Annotated in this window: 15 protein-coding genes and 1 pseudogene; 8 read left to right on the top strand and 8 right to left on the bottom strand. The window is 62.7% G+C overall.

The features are described 5' to 3' along the window. Window positions 1-63 precede the first annotated feature (63 nt). On the bottom strand, window positions 64-1,536 hold the full coding sequence (locus OO258_RS17200) for an inorganic phosphate transporter (protein ID WP_110742671.1): 1,473 nt from the start codon (window positions 1,534-1,536) through the stop codon (window positions 64-66). A 311-nt stretch (window positions 1,537-1,847) separates the two neighbouring features. Then, window positions 1,848-2,048: a hypothetical protein gene (locus tag OO258_RS17195; protein ID WP_110742672.1), complete on the bottom strand. Its 201-nt coding sequence runs from the start codon at window positions 2,046-2,048 to the stop codon at window positions 1,848-1,850. Window positions 2,049-2,535: 487 nt separating this feature from the next. On the opposite strand from OO258_RS17195, the gene pcaR reads away from it, so the two are divergent. From pcaR to pcaC, 8 genes and pseudogenes are all read left to right on the top strand, one after another. Next, window positions 2,536-3,411: a pca regulon transcriptional regulator PcaR gene (pcaR, locus tag OO258_RS17190; RefSeq protein WP_110742673.1), complete on the top strand. Its 876-nt coding sequence runs from the start codon at window positions 2,536-2,538 to the stop codon at window positions 3,409-3,411. 322 nt (window positions 3,412-3,733) lie between these two features. Next, complete coding sequence (locus OO258_RS17185) at window positions 3,734-5,080, top strand: MFS transporter (RefSeq protein ID WP_266031829.1); 1,347 nt, start codon at window positions 3,734-3,736, stop codon at window positions 5,078-5,080. 222 nt (window positions 5,081-5,302) lie between these two features. After that, window positions 5,303-5,404 (top strand): annotated as a pseudogene (locus OO258_RS17180) (CoA-transferase subunit beta); the annotation flags it as partial. Continuing rightward, entirely contained in the window at window positions 5,401-6,606 is a 1,206-nt protein-coding gene (gene pcaF / locus OO258_RS17175) for a 3-oxoadipyl-CoA thiolase (RefSeq protein WP_175442624.1), read from the top strand. The pseudogene OO258_RS17180 and the gene pcaF, both read left to right, overlap by 4 nt. A gap of 186 nt (window positions 6,607-6,792) precedes the next feature. Then, on the top strand, window positions 6,793-8,082 hold the full coding sequence (locus OO258_RS17170) for an MFS family transporter (protein ID WP_110742675.1): 1,290 nt from the start codon (window positions 6,793-6,795) through the stop codon (window positions 8,080-8,082). A 9-nt stretch (window positions 8,083-8,091) separates the two neighbouring features. Next, window positions 8,092-9,444, top strand: a complete 1,353-nt coding sequence (locus tag OO258_RS17165; RefSeq protein ID WP_266031828.1) for a 3-carboxy-cis,cis-muconate cycloisomerase — start codon at window positions 8,092-8,094, stop codon at window positions 9,442-9,444. Window positions 9,445-9,455: 11 nt separating this feature from the next. Next, on the top strand, window positions 9,456-10,247 hold the full coding sequence (gene pcaD / locus OO258_RS17160) for a 3-oxoadipate enol-lactonase (RefSeq protein ID WP_266031827.1): 792 nt from the start codon (window positions 9,456-9,458) through the stop codon (window positions 10,245-10,247). A 10-nt stretch (window positions 10,248-10,257) separates the two neighbouring features. Beyond that, a complete protein-coding gene (gene pcaC, locus OO258_RS17155; RefSeq protein ID WP_012273983.1) occupies window positions 10,258-10,650 on the top strand; it encodes a 4-carboxymuconolactone decarboxylase in 393 nt (130 codons plus the stop codon). Window positions 10,651-10,714: 64 nt separating this feature from the next. On the opposite strand, the gene OO258_RS17150 is transcribed toward pcaC, so the two are convergent. The 6 genes from OO258_RS17150 to ttgA all read right to left on the bottom strand — a co-directional run bounded on the left by OO258_RS17150 (window position 10,715) and on the right by ttgA (window position 19,759). Further along, window positions 10,715-11,227, bottom strand: a complete 513-nt coding sequence (locus OO258_RS17150; RefSeq protein WP_110742678.1) for a DUF962 domain-containing protein — start codon at window positions 11,225-11,227, stop codon at window positions 10,715-10,717. Between the two features lie 112 nt (window positions 11,228-11,339). Further along, window positions 11,340-12,263: a LysR family transcriptional regulator gene (locus OO258_RS17145; protein ID WP_266031826.1), complete on the bottom strand. Its 924-nt coding sequence runs from the start codon at window positions 12,261-12,263 to the stop codon at window positions 11,340-11,342. 198 nt (window positions 12,264-12,461) lie between these two features. Further along, the gene (locus OO258_RS17140) at window positions 12,462-13,718 is read right to left on the bottom strand and encodes an OprD family porin (protein ID WP_266031825.1); all 1,257 of its coding nucleotides are present in this window, start codon (window positions 13,716-13,718) and stop codon (window positions 12,462-12,464) included. A gap of 279 nt (window positions 13,719-13,997) precedes the next feature. Next, on the bottom strand, window positions 13,998-15,452 hold the full coding sequence (locus tag OO258_RS17135) for an AdeC/AdeK/OprM family multidrug efflux complex outer membrane factor (RefSeq protein ID WP_266031824.1): 1,455 nt from the start codon (window positions 15,450-15,452) through the stop codon (window positions 13,998-14,000). Next, window positions 15,449-18,601: a multidrug efflux RND transporter permease subunit TtgB gene (ttgB, locus tag OO258_RS17130; RefSeq protein WP_266031823.1), complete on the bottom strand. Its 3,153-nt coding sequence runs from the start codon at window positions 18,599-18,601 to the stop codon at window positions 15,449-15,451. The genes OO258_RS17135 and ttgB overlap by 4 nt, the downstream gene beginning before the upstream one ends. Window positions 18,602-18,604: 3 nt before the next feature. Next, window positions 18,605-19,759, bottom strand: a complete 1,155-nt coding sequence (gene ttgA, locus OO258_RS17125) for a toluene efflux RND transporter periplasmic adaptor subunit TtgA (protein ID WP_266031822.1) — start codon at window positions 19,757-19,759, stop codon at window positions 18,605-18,607. Window positions 19,760-19,792: the final 33 nt, after the last annotated feature.

Below are 19,792 nucleotides of genomic sequence, written 5' to 3'. Positions count from 1 at the left end.
CCGGTGCAGGGGTTACACCAATGAAAAAGGCGCCGATGGCGCCTTTTTCAATAGCGGTGTCACTCAGCCAATGGCTTTGGACGCCAGCCAGAACAGACCAGCAGCCAGGCCCATCGAGGCCGGCAGGGTCAGGACCCAGGCCAGCAGGATGGTCTTCACGGTGCCGCCTTGCAGGCCGCTCTTGTTGGCGACCATGGTGCCGGCCACACCGGACGACAGCACGTGAGTGGTCGACACCGGCAGGGCGAACACGTTGGCCATGCCGATGGCGCAGGCTGCGGTGATCTGTGCCGACATGCCCTGGGCATAGGTCATGCCCTGCTTGCCGATCTTCTCGCCAACGGTCAGCACCACGCGCTTCCAGCCAACCATGGTGCCAAGGCCCAGGGCCAAGGCGACGGCCACGATTACCCAGAACGGGGCGTATTCGGTGGTGGCGGTAAGGTCTTTGCGCAGTTTTTCCAGGTCGGCCTTTTCGCGGGCATCCAGGCCAGGCAGTTTGCCAACCTTCTTCGCCGTGTCATCCAGGCACAGCAGGTAGCGGCGTACTTCGATGCGCTTTTCGGTATCCAGGCTGTGGTAGTCGGTTACGCCCTGCAGCGAGGACTGCAGCGCGGCGATGGTCGGCTCGGTCTGCTGCGGGTTGCAGCTGAACTGCTCCGGCAGGTCGCTGGCCTTGGCCTTGCCCAGGGCCAGGAAGTCGCCCAGGGTAGCGGCGTTACGCTGGTAGAACTGGCTCATGTGCAGGGTGGCGTCGCGGGTGCGCTCGATCTGGTAGGTGGTGCTGTTCAGGTCGAGGACGAACTTGGCCGGGACGATACCGATCAGCACCAGCATGATCAGGCCGATACCTTTCTGACCGTCATTGGAGCCGTGCACGAAGCTGACGCCCATGGCCGAGACCACGAGCACCATGCGGTTCCAGAACGGCGGGTGCTTTTTGTCGTCGAGCTTGCGGCGCTGCTCGGGGGTTTTGTGCATCTTCGACAGCGGGCGCCACCATTTCAGGCCGATCAGTACCAGGGCTGCAACGGCGAAGCCGGCCATCGGCGAGACCACCAGCGACATGGCGATGTCGATCGCCTTCTGCCAGTTGACGCCGTCGCCCAGCGGAATGTCGTTGATCAGCGCATTGGCCAGGCCGACACCAAGGATGGAGCCGATCAGCGTGTGCGAACTGGAGGCGGGGATACCGAAGTACCAGGTGCCCAGGTTCCAGGTGATGGCCGCAGCCAGCAGCGAGAAAACCATGGCCAGGCCGTGTCCGGTGTTCACATTGATCAGCAGCTCTACCGGCAGCAGGTGCACGATGGCATAGGCCACCCCGACACCGCCCAGCAGAACGCCAAGGAAGTTGAACACGCCGGAGAAGAACACGGCGAGGTGCGGCGGCATGGCTTTGGTATAGATGACGGTAGCTACCGCGTTGGCGGTGTCATGAAAGCCATTGATGAACTCGAAGGCGAGTACGAAGGTCAAGGCGAGCAGCAAGCTCACCAACACCCAGGCATCCAGTCCGCTGAATAAATCGATCATGAAGGTTGTCTGGCGGTCATAGGGGGGCGGGATTATGCCAGAAAACCTTGGCAATCGATGCACCCGCTACAGACCGATGGCAATCTTCATGGCCGCAAGGCGTGGTGCAAGGCGGGGCGTTCAGGCAGGTAAAAATCGTTCAAAAAGCGCGAAAAATGCCGAAACTAGGCAAAAAATGCCAAAAAAAACAGTGCCATCGAGATTCAAACGGTCGTATGAAATTTGTGTAATTCCATTTCATCATCGGCCGAGCAGTAAAGATCGACCGCGCCCGGGCTGGCCGGGCGACGACGCGCTGGCGTGGTCCCGGGTCAGGGAGCGTCGCTGCGCAGTTCCTTTTCAATACGTTCCAGTTCCTGGCTGAAGGCCTGGTCGCGCACACTGGCGCGTTTGCGCCAAGGTTTGCGTTCCGGATCGGGTTGCGCGGCATAAGTGGTCACTTCGCCGCCGTAAACATCCTTGTAACGTTCAGCCTGGCGCTCGAGTTCTGCGCGCAGTTCATCTTTCGTCACATGCAGTACCTGAATTAAGAGTAATGGCTAATGTCAGGCGATGTGCAGTACGCACACCCCTCGCAGGCCGCAACGGCTTCATGACCACAAGGTTGCACTGCCACTACGTACAGTGGGGCCTGTGCACTTGATTATAGCAATCGATAAATCGCCGAACAGCGTTATTTAACCAAGCCTGACATCGCCTGACATCGCCTGACATAACGAGTAGAAGGTGCCCGCAAACAATTTGGGCCTTTCGTACAACTTGGAAAGGCAACGCGGATAAAAGTTCGCTGAAATGTACGGGCGGGGTAGTTATGAAAAACGGCCTCGCCGCAAGGCGAGGCCGTTGCCTGGGGACTTCTACGGTGGGTACCTGACCAGTCTCTCCAAAGAAGCCACAAGTGGCATGAGAAAGGTATAAGCAAAAGTGTCAGCGGTCAATTGCGATTATCGGCCGTTTGTTCGATAATCGCACGAACCGGCGTTTTTTTTGAGGTGTGCGATGAGTGACCAAACCGTGGACAACGATTCCGCCAATCCGGAGGCGGGGCGACCTGCGTCTGCGGCCATGGCGCCGCCAATCGTGGCCTCCCCGGCCAAGCGCATCCAGGCTTTTACCGGCGATCCGGACTTCATGACATCGCTGGCGCGTGGGCTGGCCGTCATCCAGGCCTTCCAGGAGCGCAAGCGCCACCTGACCATCGCCCAGATCAGCCATCGCACGGAAATCCCGCGTGCCGCCGTGCGCCGCTGCCTGCACACGTTGATCAAGCTCGGCTATGCCACCACCGATGGGCGTACTTATTCGCTGTTGCCGAAAGTGCTGACCTTGGGGCATGCCTACTTGTCGTCGACGCCCCTGGCGATTTCGGCCCAGCCTTACCTGGACCGTATCAGCGACCAATTGCATGAGGCGGCCAACATGGCCACCCTCGAAGGCGATGACATCCTTTATATAGCCCGATCGGCCACGGTCGAGCGGTTGATTTCGGTGGACCTGTCGGTGGGCGGGCGCCTGCCGGCCTATTGCACGTCGATGGGGCGCATCCTGCTGGCGGCGCTGGATGACACCAGCTTGCGCGAGTATCTGGAGCGCGCCGACCTGAAGGCGCGGACCAGCCGTACCCTGCATGACCCTGAGTCGCTGTTTGCCTGCATTCAGCAGGTGCGTGCCCAGGGCTGGTGCGTGGTGGACCAGGAACTGGAGCAGGGGCTGCGGTCGATTGCAGTACCAGTGTATGACGCTTCGGGGCAGGTACTGGCGGCGTTGAACGTGAGCACCCATGTTGGGCGGGTAACGCGCAGCGAGCTGGAGCAGCGCTTCCTGCCGATTCTGCTGGCGGCCAGCCGCGACCTTTGCCATCAATTGTTTGGTTGATCTGGCCGGGGCCGCAAAGCGGCCCCAAAATAGAACAGGTAAAAGCCATCTCTGTGCGATAAACGCACAGTGTCGCTCCCGGTGAATTGCGTCACCTGCGCCCGCTGATTAATGTTTCTCGCAACGGTCGGCTGTGCCGACCGAACAAGAAAAATATAAGAGGCACTCACCATGCATACTGTCCCTTCGCTGCCGCGGCCGCACCCGCATGCAGTCCCGTTGTATCCAGGCTGACACAGGCCGATTTTTCCGATCATTGCCAACTTGTACCGGTTAGCCGCGTGCAGTGGCTTGGCTGTGCCTCATATTCTGGATAACAACAATGAACCAAGCGCAAAACAACGTCGGCAAAAGCCTCGACGTCCAGTCGTTCATCAATCAGCAGCCGCTGTCCCGCTACCAGTGGCGGGTCGTGCTGTTGTGCTTCCTGATCGTCTTCCTCGATGGCCTTGACACCGCCGCCATGGGCTTCATCGCCCCGGCGCTGTCACAGGAATGGGGCATCGACCGCGCCAGTCTCGGCCCGGTGATGAGTGCCGCATTGATCGGCATGGTATTCGGCGCTCTCGGCTCCGGGCCGCTGGCCGACCGATTTGGCCGCAAGGGTGTGTTGGTAGGGGCGGTACTGGTGTTCGGTGGCTTCAGCCTGGCCTCGGCCTATGCCACCAATGTCGACCAGTTGCTGGTGCTGCGTTTCCTGACCGGCCTGGGCCTTGGCGCCGGCATGCCCAACGCCACCACGCTGCTGTCCGAATATACCCCGGAGCGCCTCAAGTCGTTGCTGGTGACCAGCATGTTCTGCGGCTTCAACCTGGGCATGGCCGGTGGTGGCTTCATTTCCGCGAAGATGATCCCGGCCTATGGCTGGCACAGTCTGCTGGTGATTGGCGGCGTGCTGCCCTTGCTGCTGGCGGTGGTGCTGATGGTCTGGCTGCCGGAGTCGGCGCGGTTCCTGGTGGTACGCAACCGTGGCACCGACAAGGTGCGCAAGACCTTGTCGCCGATTGCGCCACAGGTAGTGGCCGAGGCGGGTAGCTTCAGCGTGCCGGAACAGAAGGCCGTGGCCGCGCGCAACGTGTTTGCGGTGATCTTCTCTGGCACCTATGGCCTGGGGACCGTGCTGCTGTGGCTGACCTACTTCATGGGCCTGGTCATCGTCTACCTGCTGACCAGCTGGTTGCCCACCCTGATGCGTGACAGTGGCGCGAGCATGGAGCAGGCCGCGTTCATCGGCGCGCTGTTCCAGTTTGGCGGCGTGCTCAGTGCCGTTGGCGTAGGTTGGGCGATGGACCGCTTCAACCCGCACAAGGTGATCGGCATTTTCTACCTGCTGGCCGGGGTTTTCGCTTACGCCGTCGGGCAGAGCCTGGGCAATATCACCGTACTGGCCACGCTGGTGCTGATCGCGGGCATGTGCGTGAACGGCGCGCAGTCGGCGATGCCATCGCTAGCAGCACGCTTCTATCCGACCCAGGGCCGTGCCACGGGTGTATCGTGGATGCTGGGCATCGGTCGGTTTGGTGCCATCCTCGGCGCCTGGAGTGGCGCGACGTTGCTGGGGCTGGGCTGGAACTTCGAGCAGGTGCTGACTGCATTGCTGGTGCCGGCAGCGCTGGCGACCGTGGGTGTGGTCGTGAAGGGCCTGGTGAGCCACGCCGACGCGACGTGAAAGCAGGGGTGGCTCTGCGGCCTTATCGCCTCACTGCTCTTCTGTAGAAGTGGCGTTGTGTCGCGGTAAGGCTGCCGAGCAGCCCCCGAACGGAGATGAGTAGCAGGACAACAAATTGTTCGATAACCGCACATAGAGTCGATTATCGGATTGTAAGCCACCCACCAGTCTCCTTAATCTGAGCTCACTGAAGCACCCTGACCAGGAGCCTCCAAATGCCACGTGCAGACCACTACCGAACCCACCGAAATCGAGCTGTCCGCCCTGCGTGACCTCGATGCCCGTACCGCCGCGGCCCATGGCCAGCCGGCAGGAGAAGCCTGATGCGAGACGTATTCATCTGTGACGCCATCCGTACCCCGATCGGCCGCTTTGGCGGTGCCTTGGCGGGTGTGCGGGCCGACGACCTGGCCGCTGTGCCGCTTAAGGCGCTGATCGAGCGCAACCCCGGCGTGCAATGGGACCAGGTCGACGAGGTGTTCTTCGGCTGCGCCAACCAGGCCGGTGAAGACAACCGCAACGTGGCACGTATGGCGCTGCTGCTGGCTGGTCTGCCAGAAAGCATTCCAGGCGTGACCCTGAACCGCCTGTGCGCCTCCGGCATGGATGCCATCGGCACCGCCTTCCGCGCTATCGCCAGCGGTGAAATGGAGCTGGCGATTGCCGGCGGCGTCGAGTCGATGTCGCGTGCCCCGTTCGTCATGGGCAAGGCCGAGAGCGGCTATTCGCGCAACATGAAGCTGGAAGACACCACCATCGGCTGGCGTTTCATCAACCCGCTGATGAAGAGCCAGTACGGCGTCGACTCCATGCCGGAAACCGCTGACAACGTGGCCGACGATTACCAGGTGTCGCGTGCTGACCAGGACGCCTTCGCCCTGCGCAGTCAGCAGAAGGCGGCTGCTGCCCAGGCTGCTGGCTTCTTCGCCGAAGAGATCGTACCGGTGCGTATCGCCCACAAGAAAGGCGAAGTCATCGTTGAGCGTGACGAGCACCTGCGCCCGGAAACCACCCTGGAAGCGCTGACCAAGCTCAAGCCGGTCAATGGCCCGGACAAGACTGTCACCGCTGGCAACGCATCGGGCGTGAACGACGGTGCAGCAGCGTTGATTCTGGCCTCGGCCGAAGCAGTGAAGAAACACGGCCTGACCCCACGTGCCCGCGTGTTGGGCATGGCCAGCGGCGGCGTTGCACCGCGGGTGATGGGTATCGGCCCGGTGCCGGCGGTGCGCAAGCTGACCGAGCGCCTGGGTGTGGCGGTGAATGATTTCGATGTGATCGAGCTGAATGAAGCCTTCGCCAGCCAAGGCCTGGCGGTGCTGCGTGAGCTGGGTGTGGCCGATGACGCGCCGCAGGTGAACCCTAATGGCGGCGCGATCGCCCTGGGCCACCCGCTGGGCATGAGCGGTGCGCGCCTGGTGCTGACGGCGCTGCATCAGCTGGAGAAGAGTGGTGGACGCAAGGGCCTGGCGACCATGTGTGTAGGTGTCGGCCAAGGTCTGGCGCTGGCCATCGAGCGAGTTTGACCTGTACCGGCCTCTTCGCGGGTGAACCCGCCCCCACAGGGATCCACGCAACCCCTGTGGGAGCGGGTTTACCCGCGAAGAGGCCGGACTTGTCAGACGTAGGGCCAATTGCCAGCCAGATAGCGGAACGAGTGTGTTACTAGGTATGTCTAGACTTACCTAGGACCCTCCAGGAGTAAAACCGTCATGACCTCAACCTATTACACCGGCGAAGAGCGCAGCAAGCGCATCTTCGCTATCGTTGGTGCCTCTTCAGGCAACCTGGTGGAATGGTTCGACTTCTACGTCTACGCCTTCTGCGCGATCTACTTCGCCCCGGCCTTCTTCCCCTCCGACGACCCTACCGTACAGCTGCTGAACACCGCGGGCGTGTTCGCCGCAGGTTTTTTGATGCGCCCCATCGGTGGCTGGATATTCGGCCGCCTCGCTGACCGCCATGGTCGCAAGAATTCCCTGATGATCTCAGTGCTGATGATGTGCTTCGGCTCACTGATGATCGCCTGTCTGCCTACCTACGCCAGCATTGGCACCTGGGCTCCGGCGCTGCTGTTGCTGGCCCGCCTGATCCAGGGCCTGTCGGTGGGGGGCGAGTACGGCACCACCGCCACCTACATGAGCGAAGTGGCCCTGCGCGGGCAGCGCGGCTTTTTTGCCTCGTTCCAGTACGTGACCTTGATCGGCGGCCAGTTGCTGGCGGTGCTGGTCGTGGTGATCCTGCAGCAGTTGCTGACCGAAGATGAACTGCGCGCCTGGGGCTGGCGCATTCCCTTTGTGGTGGGGGCCATCGCCGCGCTGATCTCGTTGATGCTGCGCCGCTCGCTGCATGAGACCAGCAGCGCCGAAACCCGCCAGGACAAGGACGCTGGCACCATCAAGGGGCTGTTCCGCAACCATGCTGCGGCCTTCGTCACCGTGCTTGGTTATACCGCTGGCGGCTCGCTGATCTTCTACACCTTCACCACCTACATGCAGAAGTACCTGGTGAACACCGCGGGCATGACGGCGAAGAACGCCAGCTACGTGATGACCGGCGCGCTGTTCCTGTTCATGGTGCTGCAGCCATTCTTCGGGATGCTCTCCGACCGCATCGGGCGGCGTAATTCGATGCTGCTGTTCGGCGCCTTGGGTACGCTGTGCACCGTGCCGCTGTTGATGGCACTGAAAACCGTGACCAGCCCGTTCATGGCTTTCGTGCTGATTAGCCTGGCACTGTGCATCGTCAGTTTCTACACCTCCATCAGCGGCCTGGTGAAGGCCGAGATGTTCCCGCCGCAGGTGCGCGCGCTGGGGGTGGGGCTGGCCTATGCGGTGGCCAACGCCGCATTTGGCGGTTCGGCCGAGTACGTGGCCCTGGGGCTGAAGACCATGGGTATGGAAAATACCTTCTACTGGTACGTGACGGCGATGATGGCGATAGCCTTCCTGTTCAGCCTGCGCCTGCCGAAGCAGGCCGAGTACCTGCACCATGATCACTAAGGACGCTGCATGAGCAACCAACTGTTCGACGCCTACTTCACCGCGCCGGCCATGCGCGAGATCTTCTCCGACCGTGGCCGCCTGCAGGGCATGCTCGATTTCGAGGCCGCGCTGGCCCATGCCGAAGCTGCTGCCGGGCTGGTCCCGCATAGTGCAGTGGCGGCCATCGAGGCAGCGTGCCAGGCCGAGCGCTATGACGTTGGCGCCTTGGCCAATGCCATCGCGACCGCGGGCAACTCGGCGATCCCGCTGGTGAAGGCGTTGGGCAAGGTAATCGCCACTGGCGTGCCTGAAGCCGAGCGCTACGTGCACTTGGGGGCTACCAGCCAGGATGCGATGGATACCGGGCTGATCCTGCAGTTGCGCGATGCCCTCGACCTGATCGAAGCCGACCTTGGCAGGCTGGCCGAGACGCTGTCGCAGCAAGCCCTGAAGCATGCCGATACACCGCTGGTGGGCCGCACCTGGCTGCAACACGCCACCCCGGTGACCCTGGGCATGAAGCTGGCCGGGGTGTTGGGCGCCTTGACCCGCCACCGCCAGCGCCTGCAGGAGCTGCGCCCGCGCTTGCTGGTGCTGCAGTTCGGCGGTGCCTCGGGCAGCCTGGCTGCCTTGGGTAGCAAAGCGATGCCAGTGGCCGAGGCGTTGGCCGGGCAACTCAAGCTGACCCTGCCCGAGCAACCCTGGCATACCCAGCGCGATCGACTGGTCGAGTTTGCTTCGGTACTGGGCCTGGTTGCGGGCAGCCTGGGCAAGTTTGGCCGCGATATCAGCCTGCTGATGCAAACCGAGGCAGGGGAGGTGTTCGAACCGTCCGCGCCGGGCAAGGGTGGTTCTTCGACCATGCCGCACAAGCGCAACCCGGTCGGCGCTGCCGTGCTGATCGGCGCTGCGACCCGGGTGCCAGGGCTGGTTTCGACGCTGTTCAGTGCCATGCCTCAGGAGCATGAGCGCAGCCTGGGCCTGTGGCATGCCGAATGGGAAACCCTGCCTGATATCTGCTGCCTGGTCTCCGGCGCCCTGCGCCAGGCCCAGGTGATTGCCGAGGGTATGGAGGTGGATGCCGCGCGCATGCGCCGCAACCTCGACCTGACCCAGGGCCTGGTGCTGGCCGAAGCCGTGAGCATCGTCCTCGCCCAGCGCCTGGGGCGCGACCGGGCCCACCACCTGCTGGAGCAATGCTGTCAGCGCGCGGTGGCCGAGCAGCGTCACCTGCGTGCTGTGCTGGGTGACGAACCCCAGGTCAGTGCCGAGCTGTCCGCTGAGGAACTCGATCGCCTGCTCGACCCAGCCCATTACCTGGGCCAGGCCCGCGTCTGGGTGGCGCGTGCCGTGTCCGAACATCAACGTTTCACTGCCTGAAGGAGACCGCTGTGGCGCATTTGCAACTGGCTGATGGCGTTTTGAATTACCAGATCGATGGCCCGGAAAACGCCCCGGTGCTGGTCCTGTCCAACTCGCTGGGTACCGACCTGGGCATGTGGGACACCCAGATACCGCTATGGAGCCAGCACTTCCGTGTGCTGCGCTACGACACCCGAGGCCACGGCGCATCGCTGGTCACTGAAGGCCCTTACAGCATCGAACAACTCGGTCGCGACGTGCTGGCACTGCTCGATGGCCTGGACATTCAGAAGGCCCACTTCGTCGGCCTGTCGATGGGCGGCCTGATCGGCCAGTGGCTGGGCATCAATGCCGGCGACCGCCTGCACAGCCTGACCCTGTGCAACACTGCCGCCAAGATCGCCAACGACGAGGTGTGGAACACCCGTATCGACACCGTGCTCAAGGGCGGCCAGCAGGCCATGGTCGACTTGCGCGATGCCTCCATTGCTCGCTGGTTCACCCCAGGCTTCGCCCAGGCGCAGGCTGAAGAGGCCCAGCGCATCTGTCAGATGCTGGCGCAAACCAGCCCGCAGGGCTATGCCGGCAACTGCGCGGCAGTGCGTGACGCCGATTATCGTGAGCAACTGGGCCGTATCCAGGTGCCTGCACTGATCGTGTCGGGGACCGAGGACGTGGTGACGACCCCAGAGCATGGCCGTTTCATGCAAGCCGGTATTGCCGGTGCCGAGTACGTCGACTTCCCGGCGGCACACCTGTCCAACGTCGAGATTGGCGAGGCATTCAGCCGTCGCGTGCTCGACTTCCTGCTGGCTCACTGAGGACACTGCCATGGACGAGAAACAACGTTACGACGCCGGCATGCAAGTGCGCCGCGCGGTACTTGGCGATGCCCACGTGGACCGCAGCCTGGAGAAGCTCAACGACTTCAACGGCGAATTTCAGGAAATGATCACCCGCCACGCCTGGGGTGACATCTGGACCCGCCCAGGCCTGCCGCGCCATACCCGCAGCCTGATCACCATTGCCATGCTGATCGGCATGAACCGCAACGATGAACTGAAGTTGCACCTGCGTGCAGCGGCCAACAATGGCGTGACCCGCGACGAGATCAAGGAAGTGCTGATGCAGAGCGCGATCTACTGCGGCATTCCGGCGGCCAATGCCACCTTCCACATGGCAGAGTCGGTGTGGGATGAACTGGGGGTGGAGTCGCGTAGCTGATCGCTACGCAGTCCCCTACTGTGGGAGCGACACAAGGCCGCTCCCGCACAGCCCGCGTAAGTTTTTACATGGGCCGCACGGCCACCGGCCCTGCGTGGCTCTCCACGGCCTGTTTCAGGACCGGGCACAGCCCTAGCATGAATGCCGCTTCGGCCACCACGAACAGTGGCCCGATGATCAACCCGCTGACATCGTCGACAAAGGCGGGCTTGCGGCCTTCGTAGTAATGGCCGACGAACTGGATGATCCAGCCCACCACGAATCCCCCCACCCCGGCGCCAAGCCACAGCCCGGTAGCCTGAACCGCCAGAGCCTGACCGACCCACAGGCACAAGCCCAGCAGCAACCCCATCACCAGGCCGAAGCGCAGGTCCAGGCGCAGGTAGAACCATACCGAGGCAGCCGCTGCCAGCAGGGCGGGGGATAGCCACATGCCCGCGACTTGCCAGCCGGGGCGCGACAGCAGGATGGTGACCGCCAGCACGATCATGGGGATACCGATGAAGTGGGTGACGATGTTGCGTGGGTCGCGGTGATAGCTGGCGTACTGGCTCAGGTGGTCGACGAGGGTTTTCATTGTTGTGCCTCCCTGGTTTGCCTGGTCGGGGGGTGTTGCCGGTTCCGGCGATAGGGCCTGAACTGGCAACCGATATAGCTCAGGATAGCCCGCAGCCACCACCATCATCAGCTCAGCGAATGGCGGCGGCCCGCACTGGCATATCCAGCCCGACCAAGGTCTCGATCATCGCCCGCGCCGCTGGCGACAGCCGGTAGCCGCTGCGGCTGACCACCCCGCAGTACACGCTGAGCACCTCAAGCGCCGGCGGCAGATTGCGCCAGTGCAGGCGCACCAGGGTGCCGGTGGCCAGGTCATCGGCCAGGGCCTCCTCGCTGGCAATACCGATGGCATCGCTGGCCTGCACCACGCTGCGCAGGATGGCCAGGTGCTCGGTCTGCAAATGCGGAGTGAAGTCACTGCGCCCGCTCAGGTTGGCGAGGCGCTTGCGTACCCCGGGCGCGAGCAGCCCGCTGGCCAGCGGATAGCTGAACAGGTCGTTGGTCGACAGGCTTTCCTTGGCCAGCAGCGGGTGGCCCGGGCGGCAGAAAAACAGGCCTGGGCGGCGTGACAATGGTTCGGTGTGAAAGCTGGGGTCTGCTTCGAACGGGCGGATATCGTCGACGAAAAACTCGATCTGTTCACGGCGCAGTGCCTGGCCAAGGCGTTCGGCGTTGTCCACCAGCAGCGAGGTATGGATGCCAGGGTGGCGTTCGATGAAGTGGCGCAGGGCATCGGGCACCAGGCGCACGGCCAGCGTCGGGCCGCTGCCGAAGTGCAGCTCGCCGGCGTCGAGCTTGGTCATTTGCAGCACTTCGTTGCTCAGTTGCGCCGCGCCTTGCACCAGACGGCGGGCGTGTTGCAGCACCACCTGGCCTTCCGGGGTAGGCGGCAGGGCCTTGCTGGCGCGGTCGACCAGCGGGCAACCGAATGTGTGTTCCAGGCCCTGGATGGCGCGGCTGAAGGCGGGCTGGGTGATGCCCATGGCTTCGGCGGCACGAACGAAACTGCGGTATTCGGTGAGGGCGATGAAGTAGCGCAGCTGGCGAAGGTCCATTTCACGGCTCTAGGGCGGGGCGGGGCCCTATTCAAGCGGTTACTGCTTATGTCGTCAAAGAAGGTTTATGGATTTGTTTATAGCTGAAAGTTATTTTTCAGCGCCTCGCGTATAAAACCGGCTCCCACAGGGTGGCCACAGCTTTTGAAACTGTGGTCACCCCGTAAGCGCCGGTTTACCCGCGAGAGGCCAGTTGATTCAGAGCAGATTCAGCGGGTAGCTCACGATCAGCCGGTTTTCATCGAACGCGTTGGTGCTGAAGTCGCGGCGCATGGTGGAGTTGCGCCACTTCACCGACAGGTCCTTGAAGCTGCCCGACTGCACCACGTACGCCAGCTCGGTCTCGCGTGCCCATTCCTTGCCGTCATCCACGCCACCAGCGGTAACGTTGTCACCCTTGATGTAGCGGTTCATCAGGGTCAGGCCGGGTACGCCGACGCTAGCGAAGCTGAAGTCATGACGCACCTGCCATGAACGTTCCTTGGCATTGTCGAAGCTGGAGTTGTAACTATCGTTGGCGAGGGTGCCGCCGCTGGTGCCGTTGACCCGCATCCAGGCATCGTCGCCGCTGACTTTCTGCAGGCCGACGTAGAATGTGTGGCCCTGGTAGCGTGCCGAGAGCAGCGCCGAGGCAGTGCGGTTGTCCAGCTTGCCGGCACGTTCGGCGCCATCTTCCTTGCCGATGAAGTAGCCCAGGTTGGCGCCCAGGGTCCAGTCGCCCAGCGGCTGGCTGTGCGTCAGGTTGAGGTACTGCTGGCGGTAGATGTCCTTGAGCTGGGCATCCCAAAGGCCAATCATGGTGCGCTTGTCGTTGAAGGTGTACTCGCCGCCACCGAAGTTGAAGCGGTCGGAGGTGAACGCCGCTCTACCGTTCAGCGACATGTCTTCCATGCTTGCGTCGTTGCGCGGGCTGTTGCCGCGGAACTGGCCGGCGTACAGGGTCAGGCCGGCGATTTCCTTCGACGTCAGCTGGCCGCCGCGGAAGGTTTGCGGCAGCGAACGACCGTCGTCTGAGCGCAGAATCGGTAGGACCGGCATCCATTCCCCGACTTTCAGCTCGGTTTCGGACAACTTGGCTTTCAGCGCCACACCCAGGCGGCCGAAGTCATCGGCCGGGCGACCATCGCCGTGTACCGGCAGAAGTTGGGTGTTGGTGGTGCCTTTGCCGCCGTCGAGCTTGACCGAGTACAGGCCAAGTACGTCCACTCCGAAACCGATGGTGCCCTGGGTGAAGCCAGAGCGGGCATCGAGGATGAAGCTTTGCGTCCATTCTTCGGCCTTGCCCTGTGGGTGGGCCGGGTCGACGAAGTTGCGGTTGATGTAGAAGTTGCGCAGGTTGAGGGTAGCCTTGGCGTCCTCCAGGAAACCACCTTGGTCGGCGGCGAACACGGGGAGGGCGCAGGACATGGCCAACAGGCCGGGCAGCAGCTGGCGTGCGGGTTGCAAAGTGCTCATCTGTCGTGGATCTCTTGTTTTTATGGGGCGAGCCGGTGCACTGCGGGGTCGGGCCGGCAGGTGCGGGTCTTTTCTTGATGAACTTGGGCAACGTTGCGTGGGTGGATGGTGCGGGGTTGTACGGGGGTGAGGCAATTCGCCGCAAACGGAACGGGGCGATAATCGAACGGAATGTTCCGGTTAGTTAATAATTTTGCAGTGCTGGCCCTATCGCCTGTGCAGGCGCCAGAAAGCAAAAAGCCCACCGCGAGGGTGGGCTTGATGAGGCAACAGCTGCAATCAGCCTTTCGGTGTATCCACCGATGCCTGCTGGTTCGCCTGACCGGTTTGCTCGTACCAGCCACCGCCGAGTGCCTTGTACAGATTGACCTCGCTGGTCAGCTGCGACAGACGGTCGCCGATCAGCGCCTGCTGGGCACTGAACAGGTTGCGCTGGGCGTCAAGGAACGTCAGGTTGCTGTCGATGCCGATCCGGTAGCGGCGTTCGGCCAGGCGGTAGTAGTCCTGGTTGGCCTGCACCAGGTCACGCTGGGCCTGCAATTGCTCTTCGAAGGTTTTGCGCGCAGCCAAGCCATCGGAGACTTCCTGGAAGGCGGTCTGGATGGTTTTTTCGTACTTGGCGACGTTGATGTCCTTCTGGATCTTCGAATAGTCCAGGCTCGCCTTCAGGCTGCCGGCGTTGAAAATCGGCAGGTTGATCTGCGGCTGGAACAGCCAGGTGCCCTGACCACCCGCGAACAGGTGGCCCATGTCGGGGCTCAGGCTGCCGGCGTTCGCGGTCAGGCTGATGCTCGGGAAGAACGCTGCGCGGGCGGCGCCGATGTTGGCGTTGGCGGCCTTCAGCAAGTGTTCGGCTTCCTGGATGTCCGGACGACGCTGGAGGATGTCCGACGGCAGGCCGGCTGGTACTTCGGCCAGCTGGTCGGCATTGAGCTCCAGTGGCTTGGCCAGGTTCGCAGGAATACCGGTACCCAGCAGCACGGTCAGGCTGTTGACGTCCTGGGCGACCAGGCGCTGGTACTGCGAGTACTTGACCCGGGCGCCTTCCACGGCGGTACGCGCCTGGCTGACGTCGAGTGCCGAAGCCACGCCGACTTCGTTGCTGCGACGGGTGAGGTTGTAGCTTTCCTCGTAGGTCTTCAGCGTTTCTTCGGTCAGCTTGAACAGCGCCTGGTCGGCCTGCCAGGTGTAATAGGCGTTGGCCACGCTGGCCACCAGGGCGATTTGCGTGGAGCGGCGCGCCTGCTCACTGGACAGGTAGGTCTCCAGGGCTTGCTCGGTCAGGCTACGGACCCGGCCGAACAGGTCCAGCTCATAGGCGCTGACGCCGAGGGTGGCCGAGTACTGGCTGGTAATGCCCGACTCCCCGGTTTGCGACATGTTCGCCGGCACTCGCTGGCGGCTGCCGCTGCCGGTGGCTGAAACCGCCGGGAACAGGTCAGCCCGCTGGATGCGGTACTGCGCGCGGTAGGCGTCGAGGTTCAACGCAGCGACGCGCAGGTCGCGGTTGTTGACCAGCGAGGTCTGGATCAGTTGCTGCAGTGCCGGGTCGTGGAAGAACTGGCGCCAGCCCTGTTCGGCGGCGGCAACGTCTGCCGACTGGGTCGGGGAGTACGCAGGGCCTTGCGGCCACTGCGCTGCCACCGGCGATTCCGGGGTCTGGTAGTCAGGGATCAGCGAGCAGCCGCCAAGAATCAAAGCGGTGACCGCCAGGGACAATAAAGACTTGGTCATTGCCCAGCCTCATAACGTGGAGTTTCAGGGGTGGCGTCTTTTTCCGGCTCTTTGCTGCCGAACAGCGACGACACTGCGACGAAGAATAGCGGTACCCAGAAGATTGCCAGCACGGTCGCACTGATCATGCCGCCGATCACGCCCGTACCAATGGCGTGCTGGCTGCCGGCACCGGCACCGCTGGCGATGGTCAACGGTACCACGCCGAGGATGAACGCCAGCGAGGTCATGATGATCGGGCGCAGACGCATGCGGCACGCTTCGATCGCCGCGTCGTACAAGCTGCGGCCCTGCTCGTGCAGTTCCTTGGCGAATTCGACGATCAGAATGGCGTTTTTCGCCGCCAGGCCGATGGTGGTCAGCAGGCCGACCAGGAAGTACACGTCGTTGGACAAGCCGCGCAGGCTGGTGGCGATCAGCGCACCGATGATACCCAGAGGTACTACCAGCACTACGGCGATCGGGATCGACCAGCTTTCGTACAGGGCTGCCAGGCACAGGAACACGAACAGTACCGAAAGGGCGAACAGCGCCGGCATCTGCGAGCCGGAGAGTTTTTCCTCGTAGGACATGCCGGTCCAGGAGAAGCCGATACCGTCCGGCAATTCGCCAGCGATGCGCTCGACCTCGGCCATGGCTTCACCGGTACTGTGGCCAGGGGCCGGTGCACCCAGGATCTCCATGGCCTCAACGCCGTTGTAACGCGACAGCTTCGGTGACCCGTAAGTCCATTCGCCTTTGGCGAAGGAGGAGAACGGCACCATCTCGCCAGCACCATTGCGCACGTACCACTTCTGCAGGTCTTCCGGGCTCATCCGCGCATTCGGCTCGCCCTGGATGTAGACCTTCTTGACCCGGCCGCGGTCGATGAAGTCGTTGACGTAGCTGGCCCCCAAGGCAATCGACAGGGTGTTGTTGATGTCGGCAATGGTCACGCCCAGGGCGCTGGCACGTTCGTCATCGATGGTCAGTTGGTACTGCGGCTCGTCGTTCAGGCCGTTCGGGCGTACGGCGCTGAGCACTTTGCTTTGCGCGGCCTTGGCCAGGAACTGGTTGCGCGCTTCCATCAGCTTCTCGTGGCCAACGCCGCCGCGGTCCTGCAGGAACACGTCGAAACCGGTGGCGTTGCCCAGTTCCAGCACCGCTGGCGGGGCAAAGGCGAACACCATCGCATCGCGCAAGGTGAAGAAGTGTTGCTGGGCGCGTTGGGCCAAGGCAAACACGCTGTTTTCCTTGGAACGCTCATCCCATGGCTTGAGCATGATGAACGCCATGCCCGAGCTCTGGCCACGACCGGCGAAGTTGAAGCCGTTGACGGTGAACACCGACGACACGGTGTCGGCTTCGTCCTTCAGCAGATACTCACGCATCTGGTCGACCACCACCTGGGTGCGCTCGGCACTGGAACCGGCCGGGGTTTGTACCTGGGCAAACAGTACGCCTTGGTCTTCTTCCGGCAGGAACGCGGTAGGAATGCGGGCGAACAGCCAGATCATGCCGACCACGATCAGGGCATAGCCCAGCAGGAACGGCACCTTGTTGCGCAGGATAGTACCCACGCTGCGCTCGTAGCCGTTGACGCTGCGGTCGAAGTTGCGGTTGAACCAGCCAAAGAACCCGCCTTTGGCCGTGTGATGCTCGCCTTTCTTCAGCGGCTTGAGCATGGTGGCGCACAGCGCCGGGGTGAAGATAAGTGCCACCAGCACCGACAGGCCCATGGCCGAGACGATGGTGATGGAGAACTGCCGGTAGATCACACCTGTGGACCCACCGAAGAATGCCATGGGCAGCAGCACTGCCGACAGCACCAGGGCGATACCCACCAGGGCACCCTGGATCTGCTCCATGGAGCGCTTGGTCGCCTCTTTGGGCGGCAAGCCTTCCTCGGACATGACCCGCTCGACGTTCTCCACCACGACGATGGCATCGTCCACCAGCAAACCGATGGCCAGGACCATGGCGAACATGGTCAGGGTGTTGATGCTGAAGCCCGCGGCGGCAAGAATGCCGAATGTACCCAGCAACACCACCGGTACGGTCATGGTGGTAATGATGGTAGCGCGGAAGTTCTGCAGGAACAGGTACATCACCAGGAACACCAGGACCACGGCTTCGATCAGGGTGTGGATCACCCCACTGATCGATTCGGTGACCACCGGAGTGGTGTCATACGGGAATACCGCTTTCACCCCAGGCGGGAAGAACGGTTCCAGGCCTTTGATGGTTTCGCGCAGTGCCTTGGCGGTGTCCAGGGCGTTGGCGCCGGTCGCCAGTTTTACCGCCAGGCCGGAAGCCGGCTTACCGTTGAACTGAGCGCTGACCGCATAGTTTTCACCGCCCAGGCCAACCTGGGCGACATCGCCCAGCCTTACCTGCGAACCATCGCTGTTGACCTTGAGCAGGATCTTCTCGAACTGCTCCGCAGTCTGCAGGCGGGTCTTGCCGATGATGGTGGCGTTCAGCTGGGTACCGGGCATGGCTGGCAGGCCGCCGAGCTGACCGGAGGACACCTGCACGTTTTGCGCGGCAACGGCGGTCTTGACGTCGACCGGAGTCAGCTGGAACTTGTTCAGCTTGGCCGGATCGAGCCAGATACGCATGGCGTACTGCGCACCGAACACCTGGAAGTCACCCACACCTGCAGTACGCGAGATTGGGTCCTGCATGTTCGAGACAATGTAGTTGGCCAGGTCGTCCTTGGTCATGCTGCCGTCTTCGGAGACCAGGCCGATCACCAGCAGGAAGTTCTTCACTGCCTTGGTGACGCGGATACCTTGCTGCTGCACTTCCTGCGGCAGCAGCGGGGTGGCCAGGTTCAGCTTGTTCTGCACCTGCACCTGAGCGGTGTCGGGGTTGGTACCCTGCTCGAAGGTGGCGGTAATGGTCATGCTGCCGTCGGAGTTACTTTCCGACGACACATACCGCAGGTTGTCGATACCGTTGAGCTGCTGCTCGATCACCTGCACCACGGTGTCCTGCACGGTTTGCGCCGAGGCGCCCGGGTAGGTCACGGCGATGGCGATGGCCGGTGGCGCGATGCTGGGGTACTGGTTGATCGGCAGCTTCAGGATCGACAAGGCCCCGACCAGCATGATCACCAAGGCGATCACCCAGGCGAAGATCGGGCGATCGATAAAGAACTTCGACATGGTTTACTCCGCTTTGGCGTCTGCTTTCGCCGCGTTGGCCTGATCAGGGCTGGCCGGCTTCTTGACGTTGGTGGCTTCGCTGACCTTGACCTCGACGCCTGGGCGCACGTACTGCAGCCCTTCGGTGATCAGGCGGTCACCCGGGTTGAGGCCTTCCTCGATCAGCCAGTCGCTACCCAGGGTACGGTTGGCCTTGAGCTGGCGCAGTTCGACCTTGTTGTCCTGGTTGACCACCAGGGCCGTCGGTGCGCCTTTCAGGTCGCGGGTCACGCCTTGCTGCGGCGCCAGGATGGCGTTGGCGTTGACCCCGGCCTTCAGCCGCGCATGTACGAACATGCCTGGCAGCAGGGTGTGATCGGGGTTGGGGAACAGTGCGCGCAGGGTCACCGAGCCGGTGGTCTCGTCGACCGCGACTTCGGAGAATTCCAGCCGGCCTTCCTGCTTGAACAGGCTGCCGTCCTCCAGCACCAGCTGGACCGAGGCGGCGTTGTCGCCGGCCTTCTGCAGCTGGCCGCTTTCCAGGTCACGGCGCAGCTTGAGCAGTTCGGCGGTGGACTGGGTAACGTCGACGTAGATAGGGTCGAGTTGCTGGATGGTGGCCATGGCGTTGGTCTGGCCATTGTTCACCAGCGCACCTTCGGTGACCGAAGAACGGCCGATACGGCCGCTGATCGGTGCCAGGACCTTGGTGTAGCGCAGGTCGATCTGTGCGCTTTTGAGCGAAGCCTCTGCCTGCAATCGTTTGGCATTGGCGTCGTCGTATTCCTGTTTCGACACGGCCTGCTCGTCGATCAGCTGCTTGTAACGCTCGGCCAGCGAGCGGGTAGCCTGCAGGTTGGCCTGGGCATTGCCCAGCGTGGCCTCGTATACGGCGGGGTCGATCTGGTAAAGCTGCTGGCCTTCCTTGACGTCACTCCCTTCCTTGAACAGGCGTTTGAGAATGATGCCATTGACCTGTGGACGCACTTCGGCGACGCGGAAGGCACTGGTACGCCCCGGCAGTTCCGAGGTCAGGGTGAAGGCTTGCGGCTGGATGGTCACGACGCCGACCTGAGGAGCCTGCGCCGCTGGCGCTGCTTCTTCTTTCTTACAGCCACTGAGCAGGGTTGCCAGGGCGACGGCGGAAACCAGAGCGGTAACGGCTGGCTTGAATTGCATGAGGATCCTCGGGTCGCTGGAGCAGGGAGACGC

Origin of the sequence: Pseudomonas sp. DCB_BI (assembly GCF_026240995.1) — a bacterium.
Lineage (GTDB): Bacteria > Pseudomonadota > Gammaproteobacteria > Pseudomonadales > Pseudomonadaceae > Aquipseudomonas.
The sequence above is the reverse complement of the archived record's forward strand: the minus strand, read 5'-3'. Positions and strand labels throughout refer to the sequence as shown.

What these genes read in the sequence shown, in the direction of transcription:
- OO258_RS17185 (WP_266031829.1), top strand. Translation starts at nt 3,734, where the DNA reads ATGAACCAAGCGCAAAACAACGTCGGCAAAAGCCTCGACGTCCAGTCG.
- OO258_RS17135 (WP_266031824.1), bottom strand. Translation starts at nt 15,452, where the DNA reads ATGACCAAGTCTTTATTGTCCCTGGCGGTCACCGCTTTGATTCTTGGC.
- OO258_RS17200 (WP_110742671.1), bottom strand. Translation starts at nt 1,536, where the DNA reads ATGATCGATTTATTCAGCGGACTGGATGCCTGGGTGTTGGTGAGCTTG.
- OO258_RS17150 (WP_110742678.1), bottom strand. Translation starts at nt 11,227, where the DNA reads ATGAAAACCCTCGTCGACCACCTGAGCCAGTACGCCAGCTATCACCGC.
- OO258_RS17145 (WP_266031826.1), bottom strand. Translation starts at nt 12,263, where the DNA reads ATGGACCTTCGCCAGCTGCGCTACTTCATCGCCCTCACCGAATACCGC.
- ttgA (WP_266031822.1), bottom strand. Translation starts at nt 19,759, where the DNA reads ATGCAATTCAAGCCAGCCGTTACCGCTCTGGTTTCCGCCGTCGCCCTG.
- ttgB (WP_266031823.1), bottom strand. Translation starts at nt 18,601, where the DNA reads ATGTCGAAGTTCTTTATCGATCGCCCGATCTTCGCCTGGGTGATCGCC.
- pcaR (WP_110742673.1), top strand. Translation starts at nt 2,536, where the DNA reads ATGAGTGACCAAACCGTGGACAACGATTCCGCCAATCCGGAGGCGGGG.
- OO258_RS17170 (WP_110742675.1), top strand. Translation starts at nt 6,793, where the DNA reads ATGACCTCAACCTATTACACCGGCGAAGAGCGCAGCAAGCGCATCTTC.
- OO258_RS17165 (WP_266031828.1), top strand. Translation starts at nt 8,092, where the DNA reads ATGAGCAACCAACTGTTCGACGCCTACTTCACCGCGCCGGCCATGCGC.
- OO258_RS17140 (WP_266031825.1), bottom strand. Translation starts at nt 13,718, where the DNA reads ATGAGCACTTTGCAACCCGCACGCCAGCTGCTGCCCGGCCTGTTGGCC.
- pcaC (WP_012273983.1), top strand. Translation starts at nt 10,258, where the DNA reads ATGGACGAGAAACAACGTTACGACGCCGGCATGCAAGTGCGCCGCGCG.